At 67.1% G+C, this 14,287-nt stretch carries 13 protein-coding genes; 7 read left to right on the forward strand and 6 right to left on the reverse strand.

Annotated features, from left to right (window positions below; translation table 11 throughout):
- Positions 1-273 precede the first annotated feature (273 nt).
- Positions 274-2,013: a 2-succinyl-5-enolpyruvyl-6-hydroxy-3-cyclohexene-1-carboxylic-acid synthase gene (menD, locus tag ACFRAH_RS19740; protein WP_377992643.1), complete on the forward strand. Its 1,740-nt coding sequence runs from the start codon at positions 274-276 to the stop codon at positions 2,011-2,013.
- A gap of 205 nt (positions 2,014-2,218) precedes the next feature.
- A complete protein-coding gene (locus tag ACFRAH_RS19745; protein ID WP_377992608.1) occupies positions 2,219-3,172 on the forward strand; it encodes a type IV toxin-antitoxin system AbiEi family antitoxin domain-containing protein in 954 nt (317 codons plus the stop codon).
- 115 nt (positions 3,173-3,287) lie between these two features.
- Here the strand turns inward: ACFRAH_RS19745 and ACFRAH_RS19750 are convergent, their stop codons facing one another.
- From ACFRAH_RS19750 to ACFRAH_RS19765, 4 genes are all read right to left on the reverse strand, one after another.
- Positions 3,288-4,064 (reverse strand): amino acid ABC transporter ATP-binding protein, encoded by a 777-nt coding sequence (locus ACFRAH_RS19750; RefSeq protein ID WP_377992609.1) that lies wholly within the window; start codon positions 4,062-4,064, stop codon positions 3,288-3,290.
- Positions 4,061-5,026 carry an amino acid ABC transporter permease gene (locus tag ACFRAH_RS19755; protein WP_377992610.1) on the reverse strand — a complete coding sequence of 322 codons (966 nt, stop codon included), beginning with the start codon at positions 5,024-5,026 and terminating at the stop codon, positions 4,061-4,063. Before ACFRAH_RS19755 ends, ACFRAH_RS19750 begins: the two co-directional genes overlap by 4 nt.
- Before the next feature lie 35 nt (positions 5,027-5,061).
- Positions 5,062-6,018 carry an ABC transporter substrate-binding protein gene (locus ACFRAH_RS19760; RefSeq protein WP_377992611.1) on the reverse strand — a complete coding sequence of 319 codons (957 nt, stop codon included), beginning with the start codon at positions 6,016-6,018 and terminating at the stop codon, positions 5,062-5,064.
- 177 nt (positions 6,019-6,195) lie between these two features.
- Positions 6,196-7,548 (reverse strand): isochorismate synthase MenF, encoded by a 1,353-nt coding sequence (locus tag ACFRAH_RS19765; RefSeq protein ID WP_377992612.1) that lies wholly within the window; start codon positions 7,546-7,548, stop codon positions 6,196-6,198.
- 119 nt (positions 7,549-7,667) lie between these two features.
- On the opposite strand from ACFRAH_RS19765, the gene ACFRAH_RS19770 reads away from it, so the two are divergent.
- From ACFRAH_RS19770 to ACFRAH_RS19785, 4 genes are all read left to right on the forward strand, one after another.
- Positions 7,668-8,447, forward strand: a complete 780-nt coding sequence (locus ACFRAH_RS19770) for a demethylmenaquinone methyltransferase (RefSeq protein ID WP_377992613.1) — start codon at positions 7,668-7,670, stop codon at positions 8,445-8,447.
- Positions 8,448-8,451: 4 nt separating this feature from the next.
- Positions 8,452-9,786, forward strand: a complete 1,335-nt coding sequence (locus ACFRAH_RS19775) for a geranylgeranyl reductase family protein (protein WP_377992614.1) — start codon at positions 8,452-8,454, stop codon at positions 9,784-9,786.
- Between the two features lie 9 nt (positions 9,787-9,795).
- On the forward strand, positions 9,796-10,896 hold the full coding sequence (locus tag ACFRAH_RS19780; RefSeq protein WP_377992615.1) for a polyprenyl synthetase family protein: 1,101 nt from the start codon (positions 9,796-9,798) through the stop codon (positions 10,894-10,896).
- A 462-nt stretch (positions 10,897-11,358) separates the two neighbouring features.
- Complete coding sequence (locus tag ACFRAH_RS19785; protein ID WP_377992616.1) at positions 11,359-12,204, forward strand: type IV toxin-antitoxin system AbiEi family antitoxin domain-containing protein; 846 nt, start codon at positions 11,359-11,361, stop codon at positions 12,202-12,204.
- A gap of 126 nt (positions 12,205-12,330) precedes the next feature.
- Here the strand turns inward: ACFRAH_RS19785 and ACFRAH_RS19790 are convergent, their stop codons facing one another.
- A complete protein-coding gene (locus ACFRAH_RS19790; RefSeq protein WP_377992617.1) occupies positions 12,331-12,753 on the reverse strand; it encodes a hypothetical protein in 423 nt (140 codons plus the stop codon).
- Between the two features lie 14 nt (positions 12,754-12,767).
- Entirely contained in the window at positions 12,768-13,439 is a 672-nt protein-coding gene (locus ACFRAH_RS19795; RefSeq protein ID WP_377992618.1) for a trimeric intracellular cation channel family protein, read from the reverse strand.
- A gap of 60 nt (positions 13,440-13,499) precedes the next feature.
- Between ACFRAH_RS19795 and ACFRAH_RS19800 the strand changes: the two genes are divergently transcribed.
- A complete protein-coding gene (locus tag ACFRAH_RS19800; protein ID WP_377992619.1) occupies positions 13,500-14,249 on the forward strand; it encodes a sirohydrochlorin chelatase in 750 nt (249 codons plus the stop codon).
- Positions 14,250-14,287 lie beyond the last annotated feature (38 nt).

The following is a 14,287-nucleotide window of genomic DNA, read 5'->3' on the forward strand; positions in this document are numbered from 1 at the left end:
GGGAGGTGAGGAAGGGTTGGCGTTCGGGCGGCGGGAGGTGAGGAAGGGTTGGCGTTCGGGCGGCAGGAGGTGAGGAAGGGTTGGGGGAAAGGCGACGGGATCTGAGGAAGGGTCTGTTGGTGGCAGACTGGTTCGGTGACTTCCGAGCCCACCGAGCCTTCCGCATCAGTTTCAGGCCAGCCCTCCGCCGGCACTTCCGACGAGCACAGCGCAGCAATCTCCGACGAGGTTTCCGCCTCCACGTCAGGCCAGCCGACCGGGCTTGCCGCTCCTCTGTCCGGCACCCCGGGAGGCGCCCCTGCCGACGCCGGTCCTGCGCCAGCGCTGACGTCGGTGGCTTCCGCTCGGATTGCCGTCAAGACGCTGCTCGACGGCGGCGTCCGGTACGTCGTGGTGGCTCCCGGCTCGCGGTCCGCACCGATGGCCTACGCGCTGGCCGAGGCCTCCGCTGCCGGGAAAGTCGAGCTGCTGGTCCGGATCGACGAACGCTCGGCCGGCTTCACCGCGCTCGGCCTGGCCCTGGCCACGGGCGCACCGGTAGCTGTGCTGACGACCTCGGGGACCGCCGTCGGGAATCTTCTGCCCGCGGTGATGGAGGCCAACCACGCCGCCGTCCCGCTGGTGGTGCTGTCGGCCGACAGGCCGGAGGAACTGCGTGGAACCGGCGCGAACCAGACCACCATCCAGCTGGACCTCTTCGGTGAGCACGTCCGCTTCGCCGTCGACGTTCCCGCCGGGGACAGCCCGCAGCGTGCGGTGGAAACGGCGCTGGCCGCTGCCACCGGTGCCTTCGAGGACACGCCGCCCGGCCCCGTGCAGCTCAACCTCGCCTTCCGCGACCCCCTGGTTCCCGAATCGGGGGAGCGGCTGCCCGAACAGCGCGGCCACGGGACCTTTCGGATCGGCACACAACCGCTCACGATGACCCTCGATCCCGCCCCGGCCGGCCTTCCCGAACGGCGCACCGTGGTCCTCGCCGGGCACGACGCCGGTCCGGTCGCCGAGGCCTTCGCCCGCGCCCATGGACTGCCGCTGCTGGCCGAGCCGTCGTCGAACTCCCGCTTCGGCCCCAACGCCGTGGGCCCGTACCGCCTGCTGCTGGAGCACTTCGGCCCGGACTCGGCACTCCCGATCGAGCGCGCCGTGGTGTTCGGGCGCCCCACCCTCTCCCGGCCGGTCTCGGCGCTGCTCGCCAGGACGGACATCCCGGCAGCACTCTATGAGCCGGTGCCGGTGGCCTGGTACGAACCGGGGCGGCGGCGGGAGACACCCATCGCCAGCCTGGCTGAACTCGCCGAGTTCGCGGGCCGGGGTCCGTCGGCATGGCTCGATGCCTGGCTGCTCGCAGGCGCTGCCGCCCAGCATGCCGTCGACGGCATACTCGCCACCGAAGAGGCAGCAACCGGGCCCGCAGTCGCCGCGCTCGTCTGGCAGCACACCCGCGGCCAGCTGGTCCTCGGCTCGTCCAACGGCATCCGCGACGTCGACCTGGCCGGCCAGCCCGCACCCGAACCGGCCGCAACGGTCTTCGCCAGCCGGGGCCTCGCCGGCATCGACGGCACCATCTCCACCGCCACCGGCATCGCCCTCGGCGGCCACCAGGACACCACCCTGCTGCTCGGCGACGTCACCTTCCTGCACGACGCCGGCGGACTCTTCCTCGGCGCCGGCGAGGAACAGCCGCGGCTGCGCATCGTTGTCCTCAACGACGCCGGCGGTGCCATCTTCAGCCTCCTTGAACACGGCGCTGTCGCCGAGGCAGGCGGCTACGGGGACGCCGTCGAGCGTCTCTTCGGCACCCCGCACTCAGTGGATATTGCGGCGCTCGCCGCGGCGTACGGCGTCGGGCACTGTTCGGTGAGTACGACGGCGGGACTCGCCGAGGCGCTTGCCGCGCCGTTCACGGGACGCGCCATTATTGAGGCCCGCACCGACCGGCACGAACTCCGCGCCCTGCACGGCCGGATCAAAGCGGCAGTGGGCTCGGCGGTGGCCGGGGTGCTCGCTGGCTAGGACGCAGCGACGCGTTGTCTGTCCGGCGACGCGCAAATTACCTGTCGCGACGGGAATTCCGTGCGCGCCGGGCAATCTCCGCGTCGCCGGCTGATTTCCGCATCGCTAATCCCGCCTCGCCGGGTAAGGGGCGCGCGGCCGGGATATCCACATGGCGCCACGCACTACTGTCGGGCGGTGACCATGACCTGCGAGAGTACGAGCCATGGCGGAACTACCGAGGCTGGTCCTGGCCCGCGAGCACATTCAGCTGGGATTGACGCCGAACATGCTGGCCCGGCGCCGCAGTTCAGGTGCGCTCGTCCGGCTGCGGCACGGCGTGTACGTGGACGGAGAACAGTGGGGCTCGCTCCAGCCATGGGACCAGTACCGGCTGAAGGTGCAAGCGGCGGCCGAAACCCTCGCGGCGCCGACCGTGTTCGCATGGCATTCGGCGGCCAGCATTTGGGGCGTTCCGACTGTTGGTTATCACCACCCGGTGCATGCACTGACGTTCCAGAACGACGGCGGCCGGTCCCGGGCAGGTGTCCGCCGCCACTACGCGGATACGGCCCTCGTGCAAGTTTTCCGGCAGGACGGCCTTTTGGTAACCGGCCGCGTGCGCACCGTCCTGGACCTTGCGGCATTCACATCCTTCGCCGAAGCCATCGTTCCGCTGGACCATGTGCTGAAACCTGACCGGACCAGGAAGCTGCCCGCCTTGTCCAAGGAACAGCTCCTGGCCGGGATCGAGGGAAACTACACCGCCGCAGCAGCACGGCGGATCACCATGGCCATCGAGTTCGCCGATCCGCGCTCTGCCTCACCGGGGGAGTCCTACAGCCGGGCACTCATGCATGTGGCCGGCTTCGAGGCGCCTGGCCTGCAGCACGAGATCCGGGACGGGGCCGGACTGATTGGGTATACGGATTACTACTGGGAAGGAGTCCGCGTCGCCGGGGAGTTCGACGGCGTGGAAAAGTACATGAAGCCCGAATACCTGAAGGGCCGGACGCGGTCGCAGGCGGTGGTGGACGAGAAATGCCGGGAGGACAGGATCCGGGCCACTGGCCGCGCTGTGGTCCGGTGGGTGTGGGCCGACCTGATGACGCCGGGACGGCTGGAACGGAAGCTGGCGGCGGCAGGCGTGCCCCGTCGTCGTGCTCGGTCCGCACGGTGACGTGGCTGCGTCCGGCGACGCGCAAATTCCCCCGTGACGCAGAAATGCCCCGGCGCTACCGGAATTCCGGTAGCGCCGGGGCATTTGCGCGTCGCAGGACAGAATGCGCAGCGGGCTAGAGAACCCTGCTCAGGAACTCCTTGGTCCTGGCATGCTGCGGGTTGGCGATGATCTCGCGGGGATCGCCGGTTTCCACCACCACGCCGCCGTCCATGAACGTCAGCGTGTCGCCCACTTCACGGGCAAAGCCGATCTCGTGCGTCACCACGATCATGGTCATGCCGGACTTGGCGAGGTCCTTCATCACGTTCAGGACATCGCCCACGAGCTCGGGGTCCAGTGCTGAGGTGGGCTCGTCGAAGAGCATCAGCTCCGGCTCCATGGCCAGGGCCCGGGCGATGGCGACGCGCTGTTGCTGTCCGCCCGAAAGCTGCGACGGATAGTGGTCCGCCCGGTCTCCAAGCCCCACCCGGTCCAGCAGTTCCAGCGCTTTCTTCCGCGCTGCCTCACGGGGCTGGCGCTTCACCTGGACCGGGGCCTCCATGACGTTCATGAGGGCGGTCTTGTGCGGGAACAGGTTGAACCGCTGGAAAACCATGCCGATATCGCGGCGCTGGGCAGCGATCTCCTTGGTTTTGAGGTCGTGCAGCCGGCCGTTCACCTCGCGGTAGCCGATCAGCTCGCCGCCCACGGAAATCCGTCCGGCACTGATGGTTTCCAGCAGGTTCACGCAGCGCAGCATGGTGGACTTGCCCGAACCGGACGGCCCGATGACCACGGACACCTCGCCCTGGTTGACGGTCAGGTCGATGCCGCGCAGCACATGGTGGTGCCCGTAGTACTTGTGCAGGCCCTCGATCCGGACCAGCGGCTTTTGCGCGGTGATCGTCATTTTGCGCTCTCCTCGGGGAAATCCATCTTCAGGGCCGGTTCCGCGTCGGCGCTCGGGGCGCCGGCTGCAGCTGCCTTCGCTGCCGCGGGATTCACGACGGCGGGTACCCGATTGTCGACTCCCTTGCCGTAGTAGGCCTCGATGTAGTGCTGGCCCACCATCAGGATGCTGGTGATGACGAGGTACCAGATGGCCGCGACGATCAGCAGAGGCACCGGCAGGTAGGTCCGGTTGGCCAGGTTGTTGGTCGCGAAGGTCAGGTCCAGCGTGAACGGCACTGCAAGGACCAGCGAAGTGGTCTTCAGCATGCCGATGGTTTCATTGCCCGTGGGCGGAACAATGACGCGCATTGCCTGGGGCAGGATGATCCGCCACATGATCTTGGTCTTGGCCATGCCGAGCGCCTCAGCGGCTTCCATCTGGCCGCGGTCCACTGACTTCAGGCCGGCACGGAAGATTTCGGCAAGGTACGCCGACTCGTTCAGGCCGAGGCCCAGGATTGCAGCAACCAAAGCGGTAACGACTGTGCTGGTGTCCACGCTGAACAGCTCCGGCCCGAACGGAACCCCGGCTGCGATCTTGGGGTAGAGGACCGAAACCAGGCCCCAGAAGATCAACTGCGTGTACACAGGGGTGCCGCGGAAGAACCAGACCCAGGCCCAGCTGGACCAGCGGAACACCGGGTTATCGGATTGGCGCATGAAGGCCAGGATGATGGCCAGGACGATGGCGAGGACCATCGAGGCCACGGTCAGCAACAGCGTCCAGCCCACGCCCTGGACCACCTTGACGTCCAGGATGTAGGTGCCCACGATGTCCCACCGGAAGTTCGGGTTGGTCACCAGGCTCTGGGCGAATACAGCCAGTACGCCGAGGATGACGACGGCGCTGATCCAGCGGCCCGGGTGCCGGACCGGTACTGCATTGTTCAGGACCGGTGCGGCTGTGTGATGGTCTTCCATCTGTGCACCTGACTTATGGTCGGTGACGGGAGCGCTCAAGAGCTGGCCGCCGGGTTGACTTCGGATTTGGTGATGGCGCCTTCGCCATTGCCCCAGCCGTCAAGGATCTTCTTGTAGGAACCGTCCTCCATCAGCTTGGTGACGGTCTTCTGAACCAGTTCGGCCAGGGCCTTGTCCGACTTCGCCACCGCGATTCCCTGCGGGGCAGAGTCATAGACATCACCGATCTTCTCCAGCTGGCCGTTGGTCTGCGACAGGGCGTAACCGATGATCGGGGAGTCAGCTGCCATGGCATCGATGCTGCCGTTGACCAGACGGGTGGTGACATCGGTCTGGTTCTTCAGCGTGATGATGTCGATGGGCTTCTTACCCTCGGCCGTGCACTTCTTGTTGCGCCCGGCAAGGTCGGGATCTTCCTGGACGGTGCCGGTCTGGACGCCAATGGACTTGCCGCAGACATCGTCCAGGGAGAAGCCCTTCGGGTTGCCCTTCTTCACGGCCCAGGCGGTGCCGGCGTTGAAGTAGCTCACCATGTTGACGGCGCCGAGGCGCTCCTTGTTGATGGTGAAGGAGGAGATGCCGAGGTCGTACTTCGGGCCGAGCGCTGGCAGGATGCCGGTGAATTCGGACGTCTGGACCTGGACCTTAAGGCCGAGCGTGGCCCCGATCGCCTTGGCGATGTCGATGTCGTACCCGACGGGGGTCTGGCCGTCTGTCCCGATAAATTCGGCCGGGGCGTAGCTGGTGTCCGATCCGACAGTAAGAGTGCCCTTGGACTTGATCGCGGCGGGGACCGCCGCCGCCAGCGCGTCATCCTTCTGGACCGTCGTGGGGTCGAAGCTGGCGTTGGCGCTGCCCGACGGCGATGCCGCACCGCCGGGAGCGGCGGACTCCGAGGCGTTGGTGCAAGCTGAAAGCGCCAGTGCGCCGATGGCGAGAACCGTAGCTGCCACGAGCTTTGAATTGCCCAGAAGCGAACGGGAGATCTGCATATTCTTACCTTTTGTTGCGGGGAGGGATGCGGAACTAGCGGATATAGTGTAACGCCGATCGAGAGATGTACGTCACAGGTAACTTAGTTTCACTATTGGATAACTGATTGCCGTTCGAACGCAAGGGCTTTTGCTGTGAGGGTGTCCGGGATATGAGACAAGCCTACCCGCCTCAGATCAGTTGCTGATTCCCAGCGACTCCAGCATCGGCCGGAACTTCGCCCATGTCTCCGCCAGTTCCGCCTCGGGCTGCGAGCCCTCGACGATGCCGCAGCCGGCATATAACCGCACGGTGGTGGGGGATTCGATGACGGCACCGCGGAGAGCGATGCCCCACTCGCCGTTGCCGGCGGCGTCCAGCCAGCCCACGGGACCGGCATACGGCCCCCGGTCCAGGTGCTCGAGCTGCCGGATCAGCGCACCCGCCACCTGCGTGGGCGTTCCGCACACGGCCGCGGTGGGGTGCAGGGCGTTGATCAGGGCCAGGCAGGTGGGCACATGCCCCTCTACCTCGGCCAGCTCGGCCTTGACGTCCGACGCGAGGTGCCACACGTTGGGCAGCTCCAGGATGAACGGCTCGTCGTGCGCGTTCATGGCCTCGGAGAACGGTGCGAGCTGCGTGGTCAGCGACTGGATCGCGATCTCGTGCTCATGCCGCTGTTTCTCGGAGCCTGCCAGGACCCGCTCGGCGTAGTCCAGCGGCAGCCCGGCCTGGCCGACGGCATCGCGGCGGTCCAGCGTCCCGGCGAGAACCCTGGCCTGGGCGGTGCGGCCCTCCACCTGGATCAGCATTTCCGGCGTCGCCCCCACGAGGCCGTCCACGCCGTAGGTCCAGCATTCCCGGTACCGGCCGGCCAGTTGGCGCAGCACCTCGGCGGCATTGACGCCCGACGGAACAGTGGCCACGATGTCCCGCGCCAGGACCAGCTTCTCCAGTTTCCCGGTACGGATCTCGGCGACGCCGGCGGTGACCGCGGCCATCCAGTCGTCTTCGCTGAGGGAACCGGTTTTGAGCGTGGCGGCGTCCGGGTTGACGACGGCGGCACCCGGGTCCGCCGTCGGCTCACCGATGGCGGGGGAGCCGACGGCGGGCGGCGGGTCCGACTCCAGCCACCTCTTCAGGGCGGCGACGGCGCCCGACTCGGTGAGTTCGCCGTCGTCGGCCGTTATCTGGGTGAGCCAGGCGCGGCCGTCCCGGACGCCCACCACGATCTCCGGCACGATCAGGCGGGATTCGTGGTCCGAAGCCTTGGAAAACGCGAAGGACCCGAACGCCACCGGGCCGGTGCCGGGGCACTCCATATGGTCTGTGATGTCTGCCTCGATGACCAGGTGGCGCCACCAGATGTCCGCCTCAAGGAACCGGTCGGGGCCGGTGGCGGTGAAGCGGGTTACCTCGCCGAAGCCCACCAGGCCGGCCTCGCGGCGGGTCCAGCACAGCACGTCATCGCGGACCAGATACGACGGCAGCCCCTCGGGAGCCGAATCTCCATCCAAAGGGACTGTCAGGGTGCGGAGGGTGCTGGTCATGATGGGTCAACACTACTCCGCGCAGCAAGTTGGAGGCGTTTCTCCGCCGATCAGCACGGCCACCACGCCAGGCGGGGGCCGTGTCACGAAGCCTGCTGAACTTTTGAGACAATGTCAGGGTGAACCGAGCATCCTTGGATAAGCGTCCGGACGAAGTAGCCACGATGTTTGACGACGTCGCACCCAAATACGACGTCGTCAACGATGTCCTCTCGATGGGGCAGACGCGCCGGTGGCGCAAGGTTGTGGTCGAGGCCATGGACGTCCGGTCCGGCCAGCGGGTGCTGGACCTGGCCGCCGGAACGGGGACCTCCAGCGAGCCGTATGCCGATGCCGGCATAAATGTGGTGGCCTGCGACTTCTCCCTCGGCATGCTCAAGGTGGGCAAGCGCCGCCGCCCCGACATCGACTTCATCGCCGGGGACGCCACCAACCTGCCCTTCGCCGACAACACGTTCGACGCCAGCACCATCTCCTTCGGCCTGCGCAACGTCAACGAGCCCAAGAAGGCCCTGGCCGAGATGCTCCGCGTCACCAAGCCGGGCGGCAAGCTGGTCATCGCCGAGTTCTCCCAGCCCGTCGTTCCGCTGTGGCGCACCATGTACACCGAATACCTCATGCGTGCGCTGCCGGCCATCGCCACCAAGGTGTCCTCCAACCCGGACGCGTACGTCTACCTCGCCGAGTCCATCCGCGCCTGGCCGGACCAGGACCACCTCGCGGCGTGGCTGCAGGACTCCGGGTGGCAGGACGTCACCTACCGCAACCTCAGCGGCGGCATCGTGGCCGTCCACCGCGCCCACAAGCCACTGACCGGCAACGGCTCGGCGGAAGCCATCGCCGCCCACACCGGCCCGGTGGCCAAGCTGCGCCGCAACCTTCCGCGGACCGCCCGCTGACACTGTGAAAGTACTGATTGTTGGCGCGGGTCCCGCCGGATCCACCGCCGCGTATTACCTCGCCAAAGCCGGCGTCGACGTCACCGTCCTGGAAAAGACCAGGTTCCCGCGCGAAAAAGTGTGCGGCGACGGGCTCACTCCGCGGGCCGTCCGCGAGATCCAGAAGCTCGGGCTGCCGCACCCCGAACAGGACGGCTGGCGCCGCAACAAGGGGCTGCGCCTCCTTGCCGGCGGCCGCAGCCTCGAACTGCCCTGGCCTGAGGTGTCCGACTTCCCGCAGTACGGGCTGATCCGCACCCGCCTGGGCTTCGACGAGGAACTCGCCCGCCACGCGCAGGCGGCCGGCGCCACCGTGCTGGAGCGCCACAGCGTGACCGAGGCGCTTCGCAATGAGGACGGCCGCGTGACCGGCGTGCGCGCAGCGCTCCTGGACGAGTCCGGACGGAAGACGGGGGAGACGCTCGACTTCAGCGCCGACGTCGTGCTTGCCGCCGACGGCAACTCCACCCGCACCGCCGTTTCCCTCGGCATCCAGAAGCGCGACGACCGGCCCCTTGGCGTCGCCGTCCGCACGTATTTCCAGAGTCCGCGTCACGACGACGACTGGATGGAAGGCTGGCTGGAGCTTCCCGGCCGCGACGGCAAGCTCCTGCCCGGCTACGGCTGGGTGTTCGGCGTGGGCGACGGCACGTCCAACGTGGGCCTGGGCATCCTCAACTCCTCCAAGGAATTCGGCAAGCTCGACTACAAGCAGGTGCTCCGCGAATGGACCGCCGGCATGCCCGCCGAGTGGGGCTTCACACCCGAGAACCAGGTGGGCGAGATCCGTGGCGCGGCCCTGCCCATGGGCTTCAACCGCACCCCGCACTACTCGCCAGGCCTGCTGCTCCTCGGCGACGCCGGCGGCATGGTGTCCCCGTTCAACGGCGAGGGCATCTCCTATGCCATGGAGTCCGCCCGCTTCGCGGCCGAGTTCATCATCGACGCCAGCTCCCGCGCCGCTTCGGGCGGTTGGAACGCGTCCGACGCCGATACACGGCTTGCGGGGTACGCGGACTATGTGCGTGAACAGTGGGGATCCCACTTCACGCTGGGGCGTGCCTTCGCCGCGCTGATCGGCAAGCCCGCAGTCATGAAGCTTGCGCTGCGGACCGGGATGCCGATTCCCATGCTGATGCGCTTCGTGGTCCGGATGCTGGCCAACCTCACCGACCCGTCGGCCAAGGGCTTCGAGGACCGCGTGATCCGCGTGCTCGAACTGCTGGTCCCTGCCACCTCCAACACCTCCGTCCCCGCCCCCTCCGGCTCCAAATCAGCGGTTTCCGCAACAAAAAGTTAGGGTTAACCCGTGACCAACTCCGCGAACCACAGCTGGACGCATGCCGGGCACGGCCTGCCGGACTCCGAACCCAGCCTCAACACCACCGCGATCGCCACCGGACTGCAGCTGCCGGCAGGATTCGCGGCCATCGCGGAAGACCCCGACCTGGGTCCTGCCATCACCACCAACCTCGCCCGGGTTGAGAAGAAGCTCCGCGAAGCGATCGCCAACTCCGACCCCCTGGCTGACGCAACGTCGCGTCACCTCGTGGAAGCCGGCGGCAAGCGCATCCGCCCCCTGCTGACCCTGCTCTGCGCCCACCTCGGTAACGCCTCGCTGCCCGCCGTGGTGCAGGCCGCCGTGGTGGTTGAGCTGACGCACCTGGCCACCCTGTACCACGACGACGTCATGGACTCCGCGCCCTTCCGCCGCGGCGCCCCCACGGCCCACGAGGTCTGGGGCAACTCCGTGGCTGTCCTCACCGGCGACCTCATCTTCGCGCGCGCCTCCATCCTGGTGTCCGAGCTGGGGTCCCGAGCGCTCGGCATCCAGGCCAGGACGTTCGAGCGGCTGTGCCTCGGCCAGCTGCACGAAACCGTGGGCCCGCGCCCGGACGAGGACCCGGTGGAGCACTACCTGTCAGTGATCGCGGACAAGACCGGTTCCCTGGTGGCGGCCTCCGGCCAGTTCGGTGCCATCTTCTCCGGTGCCGATGAGGCCTACGAGAACGTCCTGGTGGAGTACGGCGAGAAGGTGGGCGTGGCCTTCCAGCTCGCCGACGACGTCATCGACGTCACGGGCGTCAAGGTCAAGTCCGGCAAATCCCCGGGCACGGACCTGCGCGAAGGCGTCCCCACGCTTCCCGTGCTCCTGCTCCGCAGGGCCGCAGCGGATGGTGACCAGTCCGCCGTCGAACTCCTCAAGCTGATCGACGGCGACCTCTCCTCGGATGAGGCCCTCGCCGAAGCCGTCGCAGGGCTGCGCGAGCACCCGGTGACCGCGGAATCCTGGGTGGTGGCCCGTGCCTGGGCTGCCGACGCCATTGCCGCGCTGGCCCCGCTGCCCGAGGGTGTTGTGAAGGCATCGCTGTCCAGCTTCGCGCACGCCGTGGTGGACCGCGCCAGCTAGCAGCTGTTACCGGCCGGCATCAGGCCGGCCAAGGAAGGCCCGCCCCCCAATGGTGCCGGGCCTTCCTTGTTTAACCCGGGCCCTGCATGAGCCCGGTCCCGCATAAACGGAACGGCCCCGGTTCTGTGCAGCGTCACGAGTCATACGCTGCGCGGAACCGGGGCCGTCTCTCCGTTCGCATCAAACCCACCGGAGGCATTCAGTGGATCCGAGAAACACTCTATGACAGGTTTGTCATATCGACAAAATCCCTTGTTAATTGGCGTGTCACACAGGATCGTGGCCCTGTGCCGCTGCCGTCGTGACCCTATTTGGTCTGGGAAGGTCGAGGACACGCCGCTGCATAGGGAGCTCTGCATGCCCCGCGGCTGAAAACGGGTCAGGACGGTAGTGCGGCCCCAGTTGTCCACATGGAGGAGCTCAAGACTCCCCGCGGCTCCAGTGCGCCGCCACCTTTAAGCCATGGACATTGAACTCTTCCTTGCTCACCGCGGCGGTGCGGCAAGGAGAAGCGACATCCTGCGCGCCGGCTTCCAGCGAATCCAATTGGAGGCCCTAGTGGCGGCTGGGCGCCTGTACCGCCCGCAGCGAGGTGTCTACGCAGTGCTCAAAGCGGACCACGATGTTCTTGCCGCGTTCAGGGCCAACGGGCAGCTGACGTGCGTCTCGGCCGCAAGGTTTTACCGTCTGTGGGTCCTTCATTCGCCGCAGGCCGTGCACCTGAGTTGCGGTAACGGTGTGCCCAAGCGGGGAGTGATTGACCATGCGGCGTGCACTCACGAAGCCACCCTGGCCTACCCCGTAGCTGCATTGGCCGACGTACTCTTGCACGCGCTGAGGTGCCTGCCGGAGCTCGAAGCGTTGGTCATGGTGCAGTCCGCCACTGGCACAGGACAAATCTCGGTCAGTTTCCTGAGGAAGAATCTCATCGGGAACAGGAACGGCCGTGCCCGCGCGGTGCTGGACCTCTTGATCCCGCGTGCAGACTCCGTTCTGGAGGTTCTGGCGCATACCCACTTCGTTCGTGCGGGCCTCAATGTGAGAATGCACGTCAACCTTCCGGGGGTGGGCGAAGTGGATTGCCTGGTGGAGGAATGCCTTGTTGTCGAGTTGGATGGATCCAGCCACTTCGAACCCAGGCAGATCAAGAAGGATCAGCGGAGAAGTAAGGCGGGCATGCTCGGTGGCCACCTGACGCTGCGCTATTTCTACGACGACGTGGTGCACCGGCCAGAGGCGATGGTGGAGGAGATTCGCGCTGTGCTGCACCTATGGGCAACGGGCAGGTTCGCACCCGGCTACTGGTAGGGCTGGGCTCCGCCGTCGTGACCCTCTTCGCTGGGCGTAGGGCCGAAACACGCAGACCCTGCGGCGTGTCTCGGCCACGAGCCGGTCAAACAAGGTCAGGACGGAGGGAAACAGGCAGCCAAAAAACTAGTCCTCGTCGTTGAAGGCCCAGTCGAACATGTCGAAGACGAACTCCGAGAAGGTGCCTTCCTCGCTCTTCCACTGGCCGCGGGCGTTGTTCCGGCGGTACACGATGGGGTCCGGGACGCTGAGGTCGCCGATGCGGAAGCCCCAGGTGAAATTCTCTTCCTCGTCCTCGAGGAACATGAGGAAGCCTTCGTCGTCCACTTCGAGTTCCTCGGGGTCCCAGAAGTAGTGGTACGCCTCCATGAGGTCCTCGCAGCCGCCGATCGCAAGGTAGAACTCGCGCAGCACCAGGGGGATGGTGAACTGGTGGTCGGCGAGCTCCGCGTCCAGTTCCTCGGCGGACAGCCCGTCCTCTTCCTGCCATTCGTCTTCGAGATACTTCGGGACAAGCGCGCGGAACTTCTCGAGGAACATGTCAGTCATGGCACTTATCCTAGCTAATCCCGGGGCCGTGAATTTCCGGGCTCCAGGCGCAGCCGGTGCCACCCGCGGACAGCCAGCGGAATGCGCCAGGAAAGGCGCCACGCCACCACCCGGAAAGTGAAGACCAGGGCCGCCACAACACAGGCGGTGAGGGGATTGAAGGCGCGCAGTTCATACAGAATCGCGGTGAGGGCGGCGCCCAGGAAAGCTGGGAGTGCATAGAGGTCCCTGGCGTCGAACAGGCGGGGCACCTCGTTGGCCGTGATGTCGCGCAGCAGGCCGCCGCCCACCGCCGTCGTGACGCCCAGCAGCGCCGCGGAAATGGGATTCATCCCATAAGCCAGCGCCTTCAGTGTCCCGGTAATGCAGAACAAGCCCAGCCCGGCGGCGTCGAACAGGGTGAGGAGCGAGGTGTAGCGCTGGACGCTGGAGAACAGGAAATAGACCAGCCCCGTGGCCAGCACGGGCGGGAGCAGATAGGCAGGGTTGCTGAACGCCGCGGGCGGGCCGGCGCTGAGGATGATGTCGCGGATCACACCGCCGCCCAGCGAGACTATCGAGGCGAGCAGCAGGGACCCGATGACGTCGAATTGCTTCCGCGCGGCGAGCAGCGATCCGGACACCGCGAAAAAGAAGATGCCGGCGAGGTCCAGCCATGCCAGGGCGATGTCAAAAGAGAATGTCATGGAGCGTCCCGGCAAATTTCAGGGGGCGGATGGTGCAGCTCCAACGTTACGCTAGCCCCTATGAATAGCCCGATCCTGATCGCCTGTGCCCATGGGACCTCCAATGCGCAGGGAGCCGCCGAGGTCAACGCGCTCCGTGACGCCATTGCCGCGCTGCGCCCCGGGCTCGACGTCCGCGAAGCATATGTGGACGTCCAGCAGCCGGATCTGGTGGACGTGGTCGCCGGGCTTCCAGGGGACCCCGCAGCCTCCGCCGTCGTCGTTCCTCTGCTGCTCAGCGTGGGCTATCACGTGAAGGTGGACATCGCCAAGGCCGTGAAGAGCCGGCCGGGCACGGTGGCGGCCGCGCCGCTGGGGCCGGATCCGCGCCTCGCAGCCCTGCTGGACCAGCGGTTGCGGGAAGCCGGCGTCACGGACAACGACGCGATCGTGCTCGCCGCCGCCGGTTCGTCCAACCCGAACGCCGCGGTGAGTGTCGAGGAGCTCGCGGACCAGCTGCGGGCCCTGCGCTCCAACCGGATCGTCCCTGCGTACGGCGCCTCGGCCAAGCCGTCCGTGCCCGACGCCGTGGCCATGCTCCGCGAGGAGGCCGCGGGCGGTGCCGGGGCGGGGGAGTCGGCCGGGGGAGCCAGCGTTGGCGGCCGCGTGGTGGTGGCCTCGTACCTGCTGGCGCCGGGCTTCTTCCACGACCAGCTCGCCAAGGCCGGAGCGGACCTGGTCACCGAGCCGCTGCTGCCCTCGCCGGTGCTCGCGGAGATCGCGCTGGAACGTTACGACGCCGCTCTCGCTGCCCACGCACTCACGTCCTGAACCGCCCCGGAACAGCCCCCGAACCGCCGTCGAACGGT

Origin of the sequence: Arthrobacter sp. NPDC056727 (assembly GCF_042790555.1) — a bacterium.
In the GTDB taxonomy this organism is placed as follows: domain Bacteria; phylum Actinomycetota; class Actinomycetes; order Actinomycetales; family Micrococcaceae; genus Arthrobacter.